Origin of the sequence: Blautia marasmi (genome assembly GCF_900258535.1) — a bacterium.
In the GTDB taxonomy this organism is placed as follows: domain Bacteria; phylum Bacillota; class Clostridia; order Lachnospirales; family Lachnospiraceae; genus Blautia; species Blautia hominis.
The window spans coordinates 5340705-5360003 of the sequence record NZ_OIWX01000001.1 but is presented as its reverse complement, the minus strand read 5'-3'; the positions used below and the strand labels follow the sequence as shown (position 1 = coordinate 5360003).

Sequence of the window (19299 nt, the reverse complement as noted above, 5' to 3'; positions counted from 1 at the left end):
CCATAGTCTTATAAGGGACCGGCAGTCCGGATGGATGGGCTGCCTGACAGGAAAGGGGAAACATATTTATGAGGATTCTGATCATTGAGGACGATATACAGCTATGCCAGACACTTGCCTATCGGCTGAAAAAAGAAGGAATTCATGCGGATCACTGCCATGATGGCAGGGAAGGACTGAATCTTGCAAGGGAAAATGTCCATGAGCTGATCCTGCTGGACCGGATGCTTCCGTCTCTTTCCGGGACCGAGGTGCTGAAGCGCCTTAGAAGTGAAGGAAACAGCACACCGGTGATACTGGTCACTGCACTGGGAGAAGTGAAGGAACGTGTGCAGGGGCTGGACTGCGGCGCAGATGACTATCTGGTCAAGCCCATTGCCTTTGAGGAACTGATGGCAAGAATACGGAGTATTGGCCGAAGGCCCAGGTTCATAGACCGGGGGGAGAAACTTCATTACCGGGATTTATCTTTTGATGTGAACGCAAAGGTACTCTCCTGCGGGGAAACGTCCTGCAGGCTGTCACGGACAGAGGGAAACCTGATGGAGGTTTTTTTGAAAAATCCGGGACAGGTACTGGCAAGAAAGATCCTTGTTAATAAGGTGTGGGGCATTGATACGGAGATTGAGGATGGGAACCTGGATAATTTCATTCACTTCCTCAGAAGAAGGCTGAAATCCGTTGGAAGCTGTCTGTCTATCCGGACCATACGCGGCGTGGGCTACAGTCTGGAGGAATAAATGTACAAAAAACTCCGAATGAAAATGACGCTTTTCTGCACAGCAGTTACCGGGGTCATTCTTTTGGCAATGACACTTGCCGGGCTTCTGGCTTTTCAAAATCTTTTAGATGCCAATGACGCGGCGGTGCATGACAAAGAGGTTGATTCTGTGCTGGCTTATCTGGAAAAAAGCAGGGTCATAGATTATGGACAGATTGCCACAATGGCAAATCCGCGTTTTTATACCATAGATCTGTATGAAAACGGAGTACTATACTCCTATGATCCTGAAGAGGAAAAGCAGGAAATGATGGATAAAATAATCCATAGGGCAATGGAGCACTATGGATTTGATGTCAATCATCCACCCTTGGGAAAAGGTATTACTAAACCATTGGAATTTTCCTTTGATCATAAGAAAACAGAACATCTGGTAACTTTCGCATCTGTTCCCTATCCCTATGGAACTTTTTGTGTTGTGATTTCCTACGCAAGAGAAACATTGGAACGGCAGATTCTGTATTTATATGTGGTTTTTACGGTCATTGATCTGACTGCGCTGCTGCTTTTGCTTTTATTTTCCTGGTTTTACACAGGCCGTATGCTGGCTCCTATTGAAAAAAACCGGACAAAACAAATACAGTTTGTGGCATCTGCCTCCCATGAACTCCGTTCTCCTCTGGCAGTCATGTTGTCCAGTGCGGATGCGCTGGCAGTGGCCGATGAGGAGGACAGGACCGGATTTCATGAAATCATAAAGGCGGAGGGTCTGAGAATGTCGCGGCTGATCCATGACATGCTGTCACTTGCCAGTGCGGATAATCAGACATGGTCTATGCATTTTGAAAAGATTTCCCTGGATACTATGATCCCTGAAGTATATGAGAGGTATCATATGCTGGCAAAAAGAAAGGGGCTGAAGCTGCAGATCACACTTCCCGACAGTGGGGAGGAGCCGGAGGTCTTCTGCGACGGGCAGCGCCTGGAACAGGTCCTGGGGATCTTACTTGACAATGCGGTGAGCTACACACCAAAGGGCGGTATCATTTATCTGGGATATGAAAAGGACGGTGCACGTTGGAAACTCTGGGTAGCTGACAACGGTCCGGGAATCCCGGATGAATGGAAAGAACGGATATTTGACCGCTTTTTCAGAGGTGATATTTCCAGAAAAGAGAAAAAGCACTTTGGACTCGGACTCAGTATCGCGGGAGAGATCGTACGGCTTCATAAAGGAAAGATTTGGGTAGAGGATAGGGAAGGCGGCGGGTGTGTCTTTTATTTTACGATCCCGGGCGGCTGAGGCAATTCAATGGGAAGTAAAGTTTACTGTAATAATATTATGTAAACTATATATTATGTGAAACTGTCTTTTCAATGAAAAACAATACTATTATAGAAAATTTTTTCTATAAAAAAACACACATCGGAAATTTGATACACCGATGTGTGTTTTTGGGTTTTATTCAGTCACAGTCCACAGAGCTGCCAATTATTATTTTCAGTCATAGTCCAGAGCTGCATAATTATTTTTTTCAGTCATAGTCCACAAAGCTGTGCAATTATCTTTTTAGTCATAGTCCGAATTGCTATGTATTGACATGGGTGAAGAATAACCCTTACATGCCGTCAGGTCTGCGGATATAATCCCATGGATTTTTATACACGCCGTTTACGCTGACGCCAAAGTGCAGATGATATCCCGTTGCGGCACCTGTCATACCCACATAGCCAATTACCTGGCTGGCTTTGACGGTTTGTCCTTTTTTGACAGCAGGGTTTGAGATCATGTGCATATAGATGGTATGAAGGCCGTTCCCGTGGTCGATCTCCACGTAATTGCCCTCTCCTCCCCAGCCATATCCTGCATTGACTACAGTGCCCCCTGCAGCGGCAAGAACTCTGGAATTAGCCGGTGCAGCCAAATCCACACCCTTATGATTGGTAGAACCGATCCCGCCCGGGCTGTCACGGTTTCCGAATTCACTGGATACATAAGTGATACTTGGACAGGGGAAGCACCACGGACCGTTGGTATTTTCCACCTCTGTCCGGATTCCGTTGGAGTCCAGATAGTAGCCGTCCATGTAGGTATTGACAGCCATAGCACCGTTTGATTTGAAATAGTAATAATCCTCTTCTATTTTCTGCCATCCGGTAAGCATGACGCCGTTTTTATCCAGATAATATTTGCTTCCTCCCAGTGTGACCATACCGGTCTGCATCACACCGCTGCCATTGAAATAGTACCATTTTCCGCTGATCTGCTGCCATCCGGTGAGTGTGATCCCGCTGCTGTTAAGGTAATATTTTTTATCTTTTATAGTCAGCCAGCCGGAAGACATAGCTCCATTTGACGGATTAAAGTAATAAGAACAGCCGCCGATCTTCTGCCATCCGGTAAGCATGGCACCACTGCCGTTGAGATAATACCAAGTATTGCCAAGTTTCAGCCAACCGGTCTGCATCACACCACTGCCATTAGAATAATACCAGGTTTTTCCTACCTGATACCAGCCGGTGCACATAGCGCCGCCTGAAGGATTGAGATAGTACCAGGTACCACCCAGATTCAGCCATCCGGTGGCCATGGAACCATTCCCATTGAGATAATACCAGGTACTTCCAACCCTGAGCCACCCGGTCTGCATGGCGCCGCTGCCATTGGAATAATACCAGGTCTTGCCTACTTTATACCACCCGGTCTGCATGGCCCCGCTTGTGGGATTGAGATAATACCAGGTACCACCCAGGTTCAGCCATCCGGTGGCCATAGAACCATTTCCATTCAGATAATACCAGGTATTTCCAATGATAATCCACCCGGTCTGCATGGCCCCGCTGCCGTTGGAGTAATACCAGGTCTTGCCCACTTTGTACCATCCGGTCTGCATGGCCCCGCTGGACGGATTCAAGTAATACCAGGTACCGCCCAGGTTCAGCCACCCGGCTGCCATAGCGCCGCTGCCATTCAGATAATACCAGGTGCCGTTTAAGTTCAGCCATCCGGTCTGCATGGCACCGCTGCCATTAGAGTAATACCAGGTTTTTCCCACCATGTACCATCCTGTTTTCATGACTCCGTCGGAAGGATTGAGATAATACCAGGTACCGCCCAGATTCAGCCATCCGGTGGCGGCAGCACCGTTTCCCTGTAAATAATACCAGCGGTTGTTGATCAGCCGCCATCCCCCTGCCTCCATAACTCCGCTGCCATTCAGATAATACCGGCTGCCGCCTATTTTCTGCCAGCCTGTGAGCATGATTCCATCTTTATTCAGATAGTACCAGGAGCCGTTTAAATTCAGCCAGTTGTTTGTGTGCAGAGATCCATTGGGATATATGTAGTACCAATGCTTGTTATAACTTACCCAGCCATTGCCGGTGAGCATAGCGCCATTGGAATTTAAAAGATATTTTTTTCCATCTGTACTTAAAAGACCTGTTTTCATTTTTCCGTCAGATGCCAGATAATACCAGACACCGTTTAAATTCAGCCAGCCTTTATTGTAGAGAGTTTGATCTTTATTCACATAGTAATAGGTCTTTCCGCTTTTTAGCCATCCGGCTTTGGTATATAAGCTGCCGTCTTTATTGATATAGTATAGCTTATCGGATACTTTCAGGATGGTTTTCTGATACATAAGGCCGTCATCCTGGAAATAATATTTCTTTCCGTCAACAGTTCCCCATCCCACGGTTTTCAACCCCTGCTCGTCCAGGTAATAAGTGCCTTCCTCCAAGGTAAGCCATCCGGTAGCCAGGGTACCGTCTTCCTTGTAATAATGGGTACCGTTTTCCTCCTCCACCCAGCCTGTTTTTACAGGGAGCGCCTGATCATTCTCACCCGCGGGCTGTTCGGAGGCCGGTTCATCACCGGGATCACCTTCAGGTTCATTGGGGTCAGCATCCGCATCGTTCTTGTTTTCATCCGGATTCTCTGTATTATCTGTATTCTGATCAGAATCTGGCAGCGGTTCTTCATTCAATGCAGAATCCTGTTCTTCATCTGAACCGGAAATATTCTGGGATGTACCGCTTTGCTGGGCCTTGGTATTTGTGGTACTGTCCTCCTGGGCCGCATTTATATTCTGCTGGCTTACCATCAGGGATGCACTCAGGATGGCACCGCAGACTGCTGTCTTGATTAATTTTTTATTCCTCATCTTCTCCCCCTTACGCAAATGTACTTTCATCCAATATAATGGTAAAAGGTCCCTCGTTTACAAGCGATACCTGCATCAGCGCACCGAATCTGCCGGTTTTGACTACAGGTACTTGTTCTCTTGTTTTCTCTATCATATATTCATAAAGTGATTCCGCCATCTGGGGTTCTCCCGCATGGAAGAAGCTGGGACGGTTGCCTTTTTTGCAGTTGGCGTACAGTGTGAACTGGGAGATCAAAAGGACCTCTCCGCCCACATCTGCCAGAGACAGGTTTGTCTTACCCTCTGCATCTGCAAAGATCCGCAGGTTGACCATTTTCTTGATATACTGGTCAGCCATCTCTTTTGTGTCCTCTCTGCCGATTCCCACGAAAACCAGAAACCCGCGGTTGATACTGCCTATGCACTCCCCTTCCACATGGACAGAAGCCTCAGTGACTTTTTGAATGACTAATTTCATTTACGCAAAAAACTCCTTTTTTTCTTTTCGTTCTCTTCCTTTTTTTCCTCGGTTACCAGTTTTACCGGTTCCAGGGTTTCCGGATTAATATAATCCACATCCTGATACAGATTATCCTCAGTGGGCAGGTCTTTCTTTTTCAGCCAGGAATTGCGCAGGTATTTGAGACCTGCCACGATCACTGCCCATACCGGTACACCGATGATCATGCCCGGAATGCCTAAAAGGCCGCCGAACAGTAAGATAGCCACAATGACCATGAAACTGGACAGGCCCGTGGAGCCGCCCAAGATCTTCGGTCCAAGAATATTACCGTCGAACTGCTGAAGCAGAAGAATGGTGATCAGGAAATACAGGCACTGCATGGGATTGACCAGCAGGATGATAAAGGCGCTGGGTATAGCACCGAGGTAGGGACCAAAAAATGGGATAACATTGGTCACACCAACGATCACACTGACCAGGATCGCATAGGGGGTTCCTATGACTGAGGTCAGGATATAACACAAAACACCGATAATAGCGGAGTCTACGATCTTGCCGTTTACAAAACCGCCGAAGGTCTTATTCACAAAACGGCATCCTCTGATGATGTCATTGGCCCTCTCCGCATCAAAGGCAGCGTAGATGAACATTTTACCCTGTGTCAGAAATCCTTCTTTGTCAGCCATCAGATAGACAGAGATAATGGCACCGATCAGGAAGTTCTTGATGAAGACCAGAGCGCCGAACACACCTGTGGTAAACTGCTGCAGTACCTCTTTTAACTGGGGCAGGAGCTGTACATTCATCCAGGTCTCCATTTTGGATGAATAGCTGTTGAAGAAATCAATGGCAGTGGAGCGAAGCTCCGGATTATCCTTCAGGATGGAATTCAGCCAGTTGCCCACATTCTGCACATATCTGGGCATATCATTGATAATACTGATGATACTTTCCACAATAGACGGCACGATCATAGCCATCAGGGAATAAATGATCAGCAGCGCGAACATCAGCGCAAAAAAAACGCAGATATAACGGACTGCTTTTTTCTTCTTTTTATTAATTTCTATTTTCCTTCTCTTCATCAGAGGAAAGAAAAATTTCTGCTCCAGAAAGTTGACCACAGGGGTCAGCAGATAGGCTATGACCACTCCGAATATTACCGGCATCATAACACTGCTCAGAATCCGGAATCCCCGTATGAGCACATCCATATGAAAAATTCCAAAATAAAAGAGCATACTGGCACAAATGACGGTCAATGCTGTAACGCCCCAATACAAATATTTTTTATCCCAACGAAACTTCATGATTAAGCCTCCGATTATGCATAAACTGGAATCATTATAACATGAAATTTATTATTTGTGTCATAATTCTGTAAAAAAGTTATTTATTTTTTTAATTTTATATGATATATTCAACGAGATAAGTGAGGATTCTCCCACCTCTACAGGCGGAGAGATAGATCACCCAAAATAAAAGTAACAGCAGTAGCGGACAAAGAAGAAAAGAATTATGCTGCGGAGGATATTGAAATGAAATTACAGAAGTTATTGAGTCTTACCAGAAAAGCGGTGGATGAGTTCTCTCTTATAGAGGACGGAGATAAGATCGCGGTGGGTGTTTCGGGAGGAAAGGACAGCCTGTCTATGCTTTATGCCCTCCACGGACTGATGCGTTTTTACCCTCATCCTTTTTCCATAGAAGTGATCACCGTGGACCTTGGTCATCCCGGGTTCCATGTGGAGAAAATAAAAGAGCTGTGTGATTCCCTCTCCCTGCCGTTCACAGTGGTGAAGACAGATATCGCACAGATCATCTTTGATGAGCGGAAAGAGAGCAACCCCTGTTCCCTCTGCGCCAAGATGCGCAAAGGAGCCCTCAACGAGGAGGCAAAGAGACTGGGCTGCAATAAGGTGGCATACGCCCACCATAAGGATGATGTGGTGGAGACTATGCTGCTCTCCCTTATTTTTGAAGGAAGATTTCATACTTTTTCACCCAAGACCTATCTGGACCGTATGGACTTGACCGTGATCCGTCCTCTGCTCTATGTGGAGGAGGCTGATGTCATTGGGTTTAAAAATAAATATGACCTGCCTGTGGAGAAAAGCCCCTGCCCGGTAGACGGATATACCAAAAGACAGTATGCCAAGGAACTGCTCCGGGATTTGACAAAAGAACATCCCGGTACCAAGGAACGCATGTTTACTGCGATCTTAAACAGCAGTATAAACGGATGGGATAAAAGAACACCGAAATAAATGCCGTAACAAGAAGCACCGCAGAATGCAGATCCTGCGGTGCTTCTTCATTACGATCATTACGATCCCCGTAAACTGGTATTTCTGTCAGCCTTTTTTATTTCTCTTATTATCTCTGATCTCAATGGCCTTTTTGATCATTTCCACACAGCCGTCAATACCCAGTATGCCGCTGTTCAGACATAAGTCATAGCTGGTGGCATCGCCCCATTTTTTGCTGGTGTAGTAATTATAGTAACTGGCCCTTCTCTTGTCTGTCTTCTGGATCCTGTCTTTTGCTGCCGAGTCGGTCAGTTCATGCTTCCTGGCGATTCTCTTGATCCTTTTATCCAGATCAGCATGTATAAATACACTGATCGCACCCTCGTAATCAGAAAGCGCATAATCCGCACAGCGTCCAACGATAACGCAGGGAGCTTCAGAAGCCAGTTTTTTAATTGTGTCAAACTGTGCCAGAAACACCTTGTGGTTGATGGGCATATCGGTAAATGCCGCTGAGGAATAGCCAAAGGAATATGTATCCATGACCAGAGAATACAAAAAACTGTTGGTTGGCTTTTCGTCATTATTCTCGAATAATTCCTGGCATAATCCGCTGTCCTTGGCTGCCCTGTCAAGAAGCTCCTTGTCATAACATTTAATACCCAGTTCCTCTGCCAGACGCAGACCAACTTCTTTTCCGCCGCTTCCGTACTGTCTTCCGATTGTAATTACCGTATTTGCTGCCATAATCAAACACTCCTCTCTATTCGATAATCCCTCTCTGAGATTGTTGTAGCAATTCAACAGAGAAATATGGAATTATTATCTTACTATAACTATTATAATCTATTTTATCCAATCTGTATATAAAATTTATATTATTTTATCGGAATTTTATGAGAAGTTTTTCAAAATATTCCGGAAGAGGTGCAGAAAACTCCAGATACTCTTTTGTGGCCGGATGGATAAAACCTAAAATCATAGCGTGAAGTGTCTGGCCTTCCAGACCCGGTACGGGACATTTTTTCGGTCCATATACCATATCCCCAAGAAGCGGATGCCCAATGCTGCTCATGTGCACACGTATCTGATGGGTACGGCCTGTTTCCAGGCGGCATTCCACATAGGTGTAGTTTCCAAAACGTTCCAGAACCTTATAATGGGTGACAGCAGGTTTTCCGTTCTTTTGATTGACAGCCATTTTCTTCCGCTCTGTGGGGTGACGTCCGATGGGACCTTCCACAACGCCCTCGTCCTCTGTCAGATTTCCATGTACAATGGCACGGTAGCGCCTGGTTATGCTGTGATCCTTGAGCTGCTGCGCCAGATTCCTGTGTGCCAGATCCGTCTTGCATACCAGAAGAGCACCGGTGGTATCCTTATCAATACGGTGTACAATACCGGGACGAAGGACTCCGTTAATGCCGGAGAGATTTCCACGGCAGTGGTATAAAAGAGCATTTACCAATGTGCCGCTGTAATGGCCTGCGCTTGGATGCACCACCATTCCTTTTGGTTTATCCACCACAAGAAGATGCTCATCTTCATAAAGGACTGACAAAGGGATGTCCTCGGGCAGGATATCCGGTTCCCGGCTGTCAGGTATAAAGACACAGATCTCCTCGTCTTCTGAAAGCTGGTAACTGGATTTTACCGGCCGGTCTCCCACAGTGACGTTTCCCTCCTTAAGCTGCTTTTGAAGAAAAGAGCGTGAATAGTCCGCAAGTTCCAATGCCAGATATTTGTCGATACGTTCCCCTGCCAAGGAGGGGTCAACGAACAGGCAGATCTTTTTCATTTCTTCTTTCCTTTCCCTGATAAAAATGCAAAATCCTCTTCTTTGTAGATAAATAAAAAGGAGATCAGGAACAACGCCATGGAGACTACCACATAGATATCCGCCACATTAAAGACAGGAAAATTTATGGGAGAGAAATAAATAAAATCCACAACATAATTCAGCCGGACCCGGTCAATAAAGTTGCCAATCGCCCCTGCACAGATGACAAAACAGATGATCCGGAGAAACAGGTATTTTTTATCTGAGGGCATATGCCAGAGTACATAGATCACAGCACACAAAATGATGACGGTCATAATACCAAAGAAAAGAAACTGGTTCTGAAAGAGGCCAAAAGCAGCTCCCCTGTTTTCCAGATAATGCAGGTAGAGTACATTGTCAATCAGGGGGATATCCGGCTGATTCTTCAGATGGCGGACAGCCAGGTATTTTGTCCACTGGTCAAGACCTGTTAAAAGTGCCACACTGATGAGAAACTGCACCAGCACAGTGATTTTTTTTGTTTTTTGCTTCATGTTCGTCTCCCTGCAGCTATTCCAGTATTTCCCGGATGGCTGTGAGCAGTTCTTCATCTGTCACAGTTTTATCCACCACCGCGTATCCGGGTTCTTTCATGAGAATAAACTTGATCCTTCCCTGCTCCATCTTTTTGTCTGATTTCGTCACGCTTAACACTTCCTCCGCACGCAGACCATCTGTGGAGACAGGCAGGCCAAAGGCCTCCAGAAGCTTCTTGACCTCTTCATACTCTTCCACTGTGATCATGCCGCGTCTCATGGATAAATATGCTGAGGCCACAGTGCCTACGGCCACGCACTGGCCGTGAAGCAGACGGAAATCCTTTAATTTTTCAACAGCATGTCCAACGGTGTGCCCCATATTCAGCACAGCACGCTCCCCCTGTTCTGTAGGATCATGTTCAACCACCGTCTTTTTGATGACACAGCTTTTGTAGATCATTTCCGACAAAATGTCTGTATCAAGCGCCAAGATCCCGGCACGGTTCTCATACAGCCATTGGGAGTAAGAGGCGTCACGGATAAAGCCATGCTTTACCACCTCACCCATACCACAGGAAAACTGCTCCAGAGGCAGCGTGCACAGAGTGCTCACATTCATATACACCATACGGGGCTGGTGGAAGGCGCCTACCATATTCTTATATTTTAAGAAATCAACCCCCGTCTTTCCGCCGATGCTGCTGTCCACCTGGGCCAGAAGCGTGGTGGGGATCTGGATAAAATCAATCCCCCTCAGATAAGTAGCAGCCGCGAATCCGGTCATATCGCCCACCACACCGCCGCCAAGGGCTGCCAGAAAATCTTTCCGGTCAAAATGCATTTCAATTAAATGCTGGTAAATCCCCTGAATCTGTTCCAGGGTCTTGTTCTCCTCCCCTGCAGGCAGCACATAGGTGGTCACAAAATAAGCGCATCTCTCCAGCTCTTTTTTTACTGTATTTAAAAAGAGCGGAGCAACGGTGCTGTCTGTAACAATGCAGAATTTCCTCTTGGCCAGTTCCAGCCGCTTTAGCTGTGCTGATAAATCCGAAAAATCCTTACGGAATATAATGGGATAGGAAAAATCCCCGTCTCTTCTTACCTGTAATATGTCTGCTGTCATTCTTTTCACTCCTGTCTTAACAATATCTGGCCAGGCTTATATGATACCTGTTCTTTTTGGTGATGCCTCCTACTTCCTCAAAACGGAATTTTCCTTTGCCCCGCACAGAGACAATATCTCCCACTTTCAGATTATATCCGTTGGAGAGGATATTCTTTCCATTGACAAAAACTTTTCCCCCTTCTATGAGGGAAATCATACTGCTCCTTGATGAGGAAAATGCCAGGGCGATGACACTGTCCAGTCTTACGGAAGACACCGTTCCCGAAACCTTCTCTGTCTTCAGGGAAGGCAGCTCCTCCAGGGCATTCAAAAGCTCCGGCACTACATTGGTGTGGCGGACACGGCACAACTCCTGTAAAAGAAACGGCGCCATATTCTCATGACAGAAAACATGGGCGGTCTTCCCTTCCACCAAAATATCACCAATCTTGTTTCTCTCTATACCCAGGTTTAATATGGCCCCCAGATAATCTCTGTGGGTCAGGCTTTCTGCAAACTTTTCCGATGCAGGGCGGATACGGATACAGGAAATAGGATAATCCTGCTGAAAGAAAAGAGCATCAGGGATGAATGCTGCCATCTGACGCTCTGCCAATGCATAGCCTCCGAAAGTTTCCACTTTGACCCCTGATCCGTTCTTTGGCAGGCTCTGCAACATATGCAATTCATTTAAGTCCAAAAAATCAGAGAAAGTAAGAACGCCGCGATAATAGGCATTCTTACTTAACTCTTTCATACGTTTTTCAAATAAAGTTTCTTTTTCCATGGTTTGTCCGCAATTCATTAGTATTCGGTCCGTATGGACGGGATATCAAAAGCACCGTTTAAGATCTGCTGATAGTCTCCGGTAATGTCCACGCTGGCCGGTGTCAGAATAAATATGTAACTGGACACTTTCTGCAGGCTTCCGCCTATGGAATAGCAGGAACCTGAAGTAAAATCAATGATTCTCTGCGCAACTTCCATATCCAGACCTTCCAGGTTCAGGATAACGGTGCAGTTGGCAATCAGTGTATCTGCAATCTCTCTTGTATCTTCCATATTGGTGGGCTTGATCACGCAAACTTCCATTGCGCTGCCTGTTCTTTTTACCTGACGCATCGGGGTAACCTTGGAGGAGGAAGCTGCAGCTGAAGATGCAGACTTGGCAGTCTTTTGTGACTTAACAGGCTTGGACGCCTTGGGAGCAGACTGCTTTTCCGCCTTTTTGTAGCTGCGCGGTTCATAGTCGTCTAAGTCATCATCATCTTCCTCTAATTTTTTGAAGAAACGTCTCTTGGGTTTTTCATCATCGAACTCGTCATCGAACTCATCATCCAGAAATTCGTCGTCGTCGTAATCGTCGTTCACTTTGATCGCATCTAAAAACTTATCTAAAACACCCATGATAAAATCTCCAATCTTATTTGCTATAATCTCTTTCTCCGAAAATGCCTGTCCCTACACGGACCATCGTGGCACCCTCTTCAATGGCAACCTCATAATCACCAGTCATGCCCATGCTGAGCACAGCCATAGTAACATTATTAAATTTTTTCTCTTCAATGTCAACACTTAATTTTCTTAAATTTCTAAAAACTTCCCTGTTTTCTTCAGCATTTTCAACAAACGGGGCAATGGTCATCAGCCCTTTCACCGCAATATTTGGAAGTTTTGATATGGCTTCCGCAAGTGCCGCCGTTTCATCCGGGCTTACACCAAATTTGCTGTCCTCACCGGCCACATTGACTTCGATGAGAATATTGGCAGTTACCCCTTTTTTTTTCGCTTCCTGGCTGACCGTCTCTGCCAGACGGAGGGAATCCACCGAATGGATCAGACAGGCTTTGTCCACGATGTATTTTACTTTGTTTCTCTGTAAATGTCCAATCATATGCCAGTGAATCCCTGAGGGAAGTGCCTCCTCCTTGGCTGTCAGCTCTTGTACCTTGTTCTCACCGAAATCCACTACGCCCAGAGGCAGCAGTTCCTCGATCATAGACATGGGTTTTGTCTTGCTCACAGCGATGAGGGTAACCTCATCCCGGTTTCTTCCTGCCCGGCGGCAGGCTTCCTTTACTTTTTCTTCCACTGCAAGATAATTTTCACATACACTCATGTTTCATCTCTCCTTACTTTCCAGTCAGTATATCTTCTTCTTTTACGCTCTCTCCGTCCTCCACAATTCTGTCAAAGGCTTCCAGACCGTAAGATGTGTTGGGTCTTACAATACAGTATTCTTCATTCTGATCAATGATATCAATTTGTCTGAATACCGCATATCCTTTGTTCATACTGTAAACACCCTCCAGATAGTCAATCTCACCTACCACAAAGGTTTCCTGTGTTTCCGGCTTATACAGGACATCCCCGTCCTGGAAGGTCTGTTTATCCACATAACAGTACCCATCCTGGGCTGCCGTATTCTCTGTATCCTCGGATACTTCGGCATCCAGGTTCTCCTCTGCTGTGTTCTTATAAATAGTGGCAGATACAAACTCTGTTGTCTTATCTCCGCCTTTCGTGGCTGTCTCACGCAGGAATCCGGCAGAATTTTCATTTCCTCCTTTGGTCAGGAAAGAGGAGGGAATGATATAAAATTCTTTGGTCACAATAGAACTCATGGGGATCTTCAGCCCGCTCTGGGTATTGATGACCAATTCTATTTTGAGGAATCGGTCAGAGGCATAGCGCACCATACCATTTTTCAGTGTGATCTTTGCCACCTTCTGGTTTCCCACGTTCATAATGGAGAGCTGTCCGGTCTGTGTCTCTCCGTCTTTTAGAAACTTCACTTTGATACTCTTGCGGTCTGCAAGTTTAGCAGCCAGTTTGTCGGATAGCGGCACCATGAGCGTCCAGTTGTCATCTTTGACCAGTTTGTACACAGCATCTCCGGCTTTGGCCTGCCCGTCTGTGAGCAGGTCCTTCTTTTCATAGGCTTTTTGATTAAAATCTTCCTCTGTCAGGTCCTCTACGGTTTTTCCTTCATATCCGTCTGTGGAGTATATGACAAGACCTGCGCTGGGGGATGTATGTACCACTTGGTTTCCGAACGTCATGGAACCCCGGATGACGGTCACATCACTGTCCACCTCGTCCTGGTCCTCCACTGCGTCAGCCGGCGCCGTCCCCTGGGAGGATGCCTGCTGAAAGATCAGGCCCTGCATTTCATATTTGAAACTGTAGGCATCGTAAAAATCCGTTCCGCTGAAGTTATTGGAAAAATCAGCGATCCTGGTGCGGACTTGCTCCAGCTGGTCTTTGGACAGGGTGATATCAGCCTTGACGTTTTTGGTATCGCTCAGGGCATAGACATTGCCGCCCTTTCGTACTTTCATGCCTTCCCTGGCATAGTAACGTATATAGCCCGGGCTGTCGGCAGAGACAACCTCCTCGTCGCGTACCGCCAGTGCTGTACAGACAGGGTTCCTGGAGAGAGGACCTGCCGTTACCTGATAGGAGGTGACGTGGGTGGAGGTGATGTAAAGCAGAACGGTGATCAGCATGTAAATAAACAGTGCGCCAAAAAGCAGTGTGGCAATATTAAAAGTAAATAATTTTTTGATGATATTCAGCAAGTTTTTTATAAATGTCAATATTTTTTCTCTCAATTGGAATGAAAATCTCCTTTCATTATCGTTTTCCATTTTAACATTTTCGGCATTTAAGTACAATAGCCAATTTTATTGTATAAAAATTATAAATAATGCAGAAAATAGAAAAAGATAAAGGAGGAATTATCATGAAATCAAATGGATTAGATTATACCGCATTAGTTATTACCGTTATCGGCGCCCTCAATTGGGGGTTGATCGGACTGTTCCGTTTCAATCTGGTTACATTCCTGTTCGGAGACATGACATGGCTTTCAAGAGTTGTATATGTCATTGTAGGAATCTGCGGACTCTATCTGCTGAGCCTCTTCGGAAGGATCACATCTATGGGTGACCGCTGAGCACGCGCAGAAAAAAGCCGCCGCACGCCTGTCTTTTCAGGGTGTGCAGCGGCTTTTTTACTCATTCGTTTTTGTTTATTTATAAAGATGTGACGATCATATGTCTCACATCTTCAGGAAGATCCTTTTCGTCTTTTGAAAGGCTGATAATAAAGGAAACATTATAACGCTCTGCAATCTTCTCAAGGCTGGCCATAACCTTAGAAATGTTCTCCGGGGAATTTTCCAGTCTGGAGATCTTCAGGAAACCATCCAGATACATCTGTTCAAGATCATGATCCTGGGAAACAATACCGCGGATAAAACCAACAAATTCATCACTGTTTTCAATACCGTATTCCATCACATCTATCAGACGGATTTTATTATTCAGCTCATACATATGCTTTGTACTCTTATCTAAGTAAACAACTGAGCCGTTCGCGTTCCTGACCTCAGCATTAGCCTTGTCTAGAAGAATTTTTGTCTTTCCTTTACCTTTTTCACCTACAATTAACTGAACCATCGCATTTTCCTCCTTAGCCGCACGTAATATGTATATTTACTAAAAACGTGGTTATCTTGGAATTAATTATAGTGCATTTCGTTCAAAAATACAATGGTAAAATAAAAAATTTCTGCTATTTTTTGAAATTTCATTATTTCTTTAGGAACGGTTCACTTTCTCAAGAAGCTGGTTCATGCGTTCATACAAAACGGGTTTGTTTTCCGCATTCAGAACAATGGAAACATAAGGTTCGCCATAGTTATTCTGAACCATAAGAGCCAAACAGTTTCCTGCTTTGGCGGTGGTTCCGGTCTTACCGCCCAGAATAGTAACTCCTTTAGGTGCGCTGGACTCCCCTGTCAGATACTGGTCTGTGGCGTCCAGCCACTTCTGCATCTGGGTACCGTCTGCAGACTTATAGTTGATGGTATAGTTGCTTAGCTGGGTAATATCCGTGAACTCCTGATGTTTCATGGCTTCATTGAGCATCAGATAGATGTCATATACTGTTGTATAGTGCTCCTCATCGTGAAGTCCGTGCGGATTCACAAAATGTGTCCCTGTCATGCCCAGGCGCTGGGCTTCCTCATTCATCATATCCACAAAGCCTTCCACGCTGCCGCCCACGGTCCTGGCAATAGCCATCGCCGCATCATTGGCTGAATAGACAAGAAGTGCATGGAAGAGCTGGTCCATGGATATCTGGTCTCCCTCCGCAAGTCCGCAGACCTGGGAATCCGCCTCCAGCTGGACATCCTGTGCCTGAATGGTCACAATCTCATCCATGTTGGCTTTGCCGAGTGCTACCAGTGCGGTCATGATCTTAGTGATACTGGCCGGATAAGACTTTTCATACAGCGATTTTGAAAAAAGCAGTTTTTTGTCCTGAATATCAAACAGTGCTGCTCTTTCTTCTCCCTGGGTCTCAATCCCTTCCAGAGGTGTATCACCTGCACCCACGCACAGATCTGCTGCCACACCTTTTGCTACCAGGGAATCCTCGCCTATGGTCTGACCAAACACTTCCGTAGTCAGCCTGAACGCCATAGGCGCATCCACGGCCTGTTTTCCTTTCAGCATGAAGATCCCCAGCACACCTGCTAACAGCAGGATAACGAAAAACATGCCAAGAAACAGGGTACGCTTGATCTTACGCTTTCTCTGTGCCTTTTTGGAAAGCCTTTTTTTTGGTTTATTTGTACATTTCACGCCAGTCTAACTCTCCTCTGTCAAGTGATCTGATCATCATTTCTGCTGTGGCAAGATTGGTTGCCAGTGGTATATTATGTGTGTCACACAGATGAAAGATCCGCTTTACATCCGGATCATGTTTCTGAGGCGCCAGTGGTTCCCGCAGATAGATGATGAGATCCATCTGGTTCTGTTCGATCAGCGCTCCCATCTGCTGTTCTCCGCCCAGATGGCCGGCCAGGAACTTGTGTACATTCAAATTGGAAGCCTCCTCAATGAGCCTGCCTGTGGTACCTGTGGCGTATAGCTGATTTTTTGAAAGGATACTCCTGTAGGCAACACAGAAGTTCTGCATTAATTTTTTCTTAGAGTTGTGTGCAATTAATCCGATGTTCACGATTTTTCTACCTCCCTGTAGGTTCTGTTTTTCTGAAGACTGACATTTAATACCAGCCCCATACCGATATAAAGGCTTACCATGGAAGAAAGCCCGTAGCTGACAAAGGGAAGCGGCGTACCTGTGTTGGGGCCAAGTCCCGTTGCCACGCAGATGTTGATAAAGCTCTGTACTGCTATAACGGATGCCATACCGTAGCATATCAGGCTGCCGGATAAATCCTTTGCCCTCCTGCCCGTCCTCATACACTCATATATGATCAGAAAAATAAGAAGGAGCAGGGCTGTACAGCCCAAAAATCCCAGTTCCTCCCCTGCAACGGAAAAGATAAAGTCTGTCTGGCTCTCTGATACAAAGTTGCCTTTGTTTGCCGATGCCACTTCATTGTTGTTCAAACCTTTTCCTGTCAATTTTCCTGAGCCGATCGCCATGATGGAATTTTGCTGCTGGAGTACATCGTCTGAGTATTCCTCTTCCTCCGGATAGAGAAAGGTCATGATCCGGTCTCTCTGATATTCTTTTATGAGCTTCTGGTCCGGCTGTATGACAATAAACAGAAATACAACCACCAGGGGTATGGCAATCAGCAGCGCCCCGCCTATAATTTTATAGCTCAGCCCTGCAAGATACAGCAGTATACAGAAAAGTATAGCAACTGTAATGGTATTTTTCAAGTCCGGCTGGTTATAAATCAAAAGCAGAGGGATAGCCATCAGCACGACTGTTTTCAATATTGTCTTTAATGTATTCAAATCTTCCTCGTGTTCCATCAGATAGCGTGCGAGAAACAGAATGAGAATGATCTTCGCCAGCTCTGTAGGCTGGAACTGGAAGCTTCCGATCCGCAGCCATCTGGCAGCGCCTTTGGACTCTGTACCAATCAGCCGTACCAGAAGAAGCATGAGGATATTGCCCACATACATGATCCAGTAGAAGTTCAGGATCCAGCTGAAATCCATCAGGGATATGACCGCCATGACAATAAGCCCCAGCATCATACCAAAGAACTGCTTCCTCTGCAAATCCGGTTCCGCACTTCCAACCAGCAGCACCCCCATGAAGGTGAGTACAACCAGAAACAGCACCAGTCTGAAATTATAGTCACGTAGTTTATATTGTTTAATCATGAAAACACCTAGTTTTATCCTTAAAGTCCTTTTTTACCTGTTCCTAAAAACCGGGATAGGATTCCTGTATATCCGCTTTCAGAGGAATCTTTGCCAAAACGGTAGTGGTATCCTTCAAATAACGGATCTCCACTTTTTGTTCCTGTACAGTGAAATATTTACTCACGGCACGGACCATATCGTTTTGAAGCATGGTCATCATTTGTGGAGAACAATCCAGCCTCTCGGATACGAGGAGAAGCTTCAGCCGGTCCTTTGCTACATGACCGGAACGTTTATTCCGAAAATGAATCAACACGCAGGCCCTCCCTTACCTTATTATTTTTTAAAGATACCGGACAGCCTTTTAAACACACCCTGCTTTGTCTGGAAATTCAGGAAAGGTACATCCTCCCCCGCTATCCTGCGGCAGATGTTTAAAAATGCCTGTCCTGACATGGAGTCCTGCCCGCAGAGAGGCTCTCCCTGATTGGTGGCAATGACCACAGCCTCATCATCCGGGATCGCGCCTAAAAGTTCCACAGCCAGGATCTCCGTCACGTCCTCCACAGACATCATTTCCCCGCGCCTTATCATATCCATACGCAGACGGTTGATGATAAGCTGCACTCTCGGCATTTCATTTGCCTGTAAAAGCCCGATAATACGGTCTGCGTCGCGGATGGCGGATACCTCAGGCGTAGTGACCACAATGGCCCGGTTAGCCCCCGCAATGGCATTTTTAAAGCCCTGTTCAATGCCTGCCGGGCAGTCCAGCAGAATATAGTCAAACTCTTCCGACAGATCATCTGTCAGTTTAATCATCTGTTCAGGTGTGATAGCTGTCTTGTCTCTGGTCTGGGCAGAGGGAAGCAGGCAGAGATTGTCACACTGCTTGTCCCGGATGAGCGCCTGCTTCATGCGGCAGCTCCCCTCAATGACATCAATGAGATTATAGACAATCCTGTTCTCAAGCCCAAGGACCACGTCCAGGTTCCTAAGCCCGATATCCGTGTCCACTACGACAACCTTTTTGTTGAGCTTTGCAAGTCCAAGCCCCAGATTTGCCGTAACGGTGGTTTTTCCGACCCCGCCTTTTCCGGAAGTCACTACAATAATTTCACTCATATCCTATCCTCCTAAATCCTTTTTGAAGCTGCGCAACAGCTCAGA

Annotated in this window: 21 protein-coding genes; 4 read left to right on the top strand and 17 right to left on the bottom strand. The window is 46.0% G+C overall.

The genetic code is table 11. From position 1 onward, the window contains the following. Positions 1-68 precede the first annotated feature (68 nt). Positions 69-740 carry a response regulator transcription factor gene (locus C6P39_RS23490; RefSeq protein ID WP_095173088.1) on the top strand — a complete coding sequence of 224 codons (672 nt, stop codon included), beginning with the start codon at positions 69-71 and terminating at the stop codon, positions 738-740. Then, complete coding sequence (locus tag C6P39_RS23485; RefSeq protein ID WP_104805378.1) at positions 741-2024, top strand: sensor histidine kinase; 1284 nt, start codon at positions 741-743, stop codon at positions 2022-2024. 316 nt (positions 2025-2340) lie between these two features. On the opposite strand, the gene C6P39_RS23480 is transcribed toward C6P39_RS23485, so the two are convergent. The 3 genes from C6P39_RS23480 to C6P39_RS23470 are packed head-to-tail and all read right to left on the bottom strand — an operon-like array spanning position 2341 to position 6642. After that, complete coding sequence (locus tag C6P39_RS23480; protein ID WP_158661678.1) at positions 2341-4887, bottom strand: peptidoglycan DD-metalloendopeptidase family protein; 2547 nt, start codon at positions 4885-4887, stop codon at positions 2341-2343. A 10-nt stretch (positions 4888-4897) separates the two neighbouring features. Beyond that, entirely contained in the window at positions 4898-5347 is a 450-nt protein-coding gene (dtd, locus tag C6P39_RS23475) for a D-aminoacyl-tRNA deacylase (protein WP_095173091.1), read from the bottom strand. After that, positions 5344-6642: an AI-2E family transporter gene (locus C6P39_RS23470; RefSeq protein WP_095173092.1), complete on the bottom strand. Its 1299-nt coding sequence runs from the start codon at positions 6640-6642 to the stop codon at positions 5344-5346. Before C6P39_RS23470 ends, dtd begins: the two co-directional genes overlap by 4 nt. A 228-nt stretch (positions 6643-6870) precedes the next feature. Here C6P39_RS23470 and C6P39_RS23465 point away from each other — a divergent pair, with 228 nt between their 5' ends. Next, the gene (locus C6P39_RS23465; protein ID WP_095173093.1) at positions 6871-7599 is read left to right on the top strand and encodes a tRNA 2-thiocytidine biosynthesis TtcA family protein; all 729 of its coding nucleotides are present in this window, start codon (positions 6871-6873) and stop codon (positions 7597-7599) included. A gap of 87 nt (positions 7600-7686) precedes the next feature. Here C6P39_RS23465 and C6P39_RS23460 read toward each other — a convergent pair whose 3' ends face one another. The 8 genes from C6P39_RS23460 to C6P39_RS23425 all read right to left on the bottom strand — a co-directional run bounded on the left by C6P39_RS23460 (position 7687) and on the right by C6P39_RS23425 (position 14601). Beyond that, on the bottom strand, positions 7687-8328 hold the full coding sequence (locus C6P39_RS23460) for a cytidylate kinase-like family protein (protein ID WP_065541699.1): 642 nt from the start codon (positions 8326-8328) through the stop codon (positions 7687-7689). Between the two features lie 136 nt (positions 8329-8464). After that, positions 8465-9379, bottom strand: coding sequence for an RluA family pseudouridine synthase (locus C6P39_RS23455; RefSeq protein WP_095173094.1), 915 nt, complete (start codon positions 9377-9379; stop codon positions 8465-8467). Beyond that, positions 9376-9897, bottom strand: a complete 522-nt coding sequence (lspA, locus tag C6P39_RS23450) for a signal peptidase II (RefSeq protein WP_095173095.1) — start codon at positions 9895-9897, stop codon at positions 9376-9378. The genes C6P39_RS23455 and lspA overlap by 4 nt, the downstream gene beginning before the upstream one ends. A 16-nt stretch (positions 9898-9913) precedes the next feature. Continuing rightward, positions 9914-11005: a 3-dehydroquinate synthase gene (aroB, locus tag C6P39_RS23445; RefSeq protein ID WP_104805376.1), complete on the bottom strand. Its 1092-nt coding sequence runs from the start codon at positions 11003-11005 to the stop codon at positions 9914-9916. 16 nt (positions 11006-11021) lie between these two features. Then, positions 11022-11774 (bottom strand): YlmH family RNA-binding protein, encoded by a 753-nt coding sequence (locus C6P39_RS23440; RefSeq protein WP_104805375.1) that lies wholly within the window; start codon positions 11772-11774, stop codon positions 11022-11024. A gap of 17 nt (positions 11775-11791) precedes the next feature. Beyond that, complete coding sequence (locus C6P39_RS23435; protein WP_095173098.1) at positions 11792-12394, bottom strand: cell division protein SepF; 603 nt, start codon at positions 12392-12394, stop codon at positions 11792-11794. A 16-nt stretch (positions 12395-12410) separates the two neighbouring features. Beyond that, a complete protein-coding gene (locus C6P39_RS23430; protein WP_104805374.1) occupies positions 12411-13106 on the bottom strand; it encodes a YggS family pyridoxal phosphate-dependent enzyme in 696 nt (231 codons plus the stop codon). Positions 13107-13119: 13 nt separating this feature from the next. Then, on the bottom strand, positions 13120-14601 hold the full coding sequence (locus C6P39_RS23425) for an HlyD family efflux transporter periplasmic adaptor subunit (RefSeq protein ID WP_095173100.1): 1482 nt from the start codon (positions 14599-14601) through the stop codon (positions 13120-13122). 131 nt (positions 14602-14732) lie between these two features. On the opposite strand from C6P39_RS23425, the gene C6P39_RS23420 reads away from it, so the two are divergent. After that, on the top strand, positions 14733-14945 hold the full coding sequence (locus tag C6P39_RS23420; RefSeq protein ID WP_065541707.1) for a DUF378 domain-containing protein: 213 nt from the start codon (positions 14733-14735) through the stop codon (positions 14943-14945). A 79-nt stretch (positions 14946-15024) separates the two neighbouring features. On the opposite strand, the gene C6P39_RS23415 is transcribed toward C6P39_RS23420, so the two are convergent. From C6P39_RS23415 to minD, 6 genes are all read right to left on the bottom strand, one after another. Next, positions 15025-15450, bottom strand: coding sequence for a twitching motility protein PilT (locus C6P39_RS23415; RefSeq protein WP_095173101.1), 426 nt, complete (start codon positions 15448-15450; stop codon positions 15025-15027). A gap of 141 nt (positions 15451-15591) precedes the next feature. Then, a complete protein-coding gene (locus C6P39_RS23410; RefSeq protein ID WP_095173102.1) occupies positions 15592-16641 on the bottom strand; it encodes a D-alanyl-D-alanine carboxypeptidase family protein in 1050 nt (349 codons plus the stop codon). After that, on the bottom strand, positions 16625-17020 hold the full coding sequence (locus C6P39_RS23405) for a methylglyoxal synthase (RefSeq protein WP_095173103.1): 396 nt from the start codon (positions 17018-17020) through the stop codon (positions 16625-16627). The genes C6P39_RS23410 and C6P39_RS23405 overlap by 17 nt, the downstream gene beginning before the upstream one ends. Beyond that, positions 17017-18147 carry an FtsW/RodA/SpoVE family cell cycle protein gene (locus C6P39_RS23400; protein WP_095173104.1) on the bottom strand — a complete coding sequence of 377 codons (1131 nt, stop codon included), beginning with the start codon at positions 18145-18147 and terminating at the stop codon, positions 17017-17019. Before C6P39_RS23400 ends, C6P39_RS23405 begins: the two co-directional genes overlap by 4 nt. 43 nt (positions 18148-18190) lie before the next feature. Further along, the gene (gene minE, locus C6P39_RS23395; RefSeq protein ID WP_242964008.1) at positions 18191-18445 is read right to left on the bottom strand and encodes a cell division topological specificity factor MinE; all 255 of its coding nucleotides are present in this window, start codon (positions 18443-18445) and stop codon (positions 18191-18193) included. Between the two features lie 20 nt (positions 18446-18465). Beyond that, entirely contained in the window at positions 18466-19254 is a 789-nt protein-coding gene (gene minD / locus C6P39_RS23390) for a septum site-determining protein MinD (RefSeq protein WP_095173105.1), read from the bottom strand. Between the last annotated feature and the right edge of the window lie 45 nt (positions 19255-19299).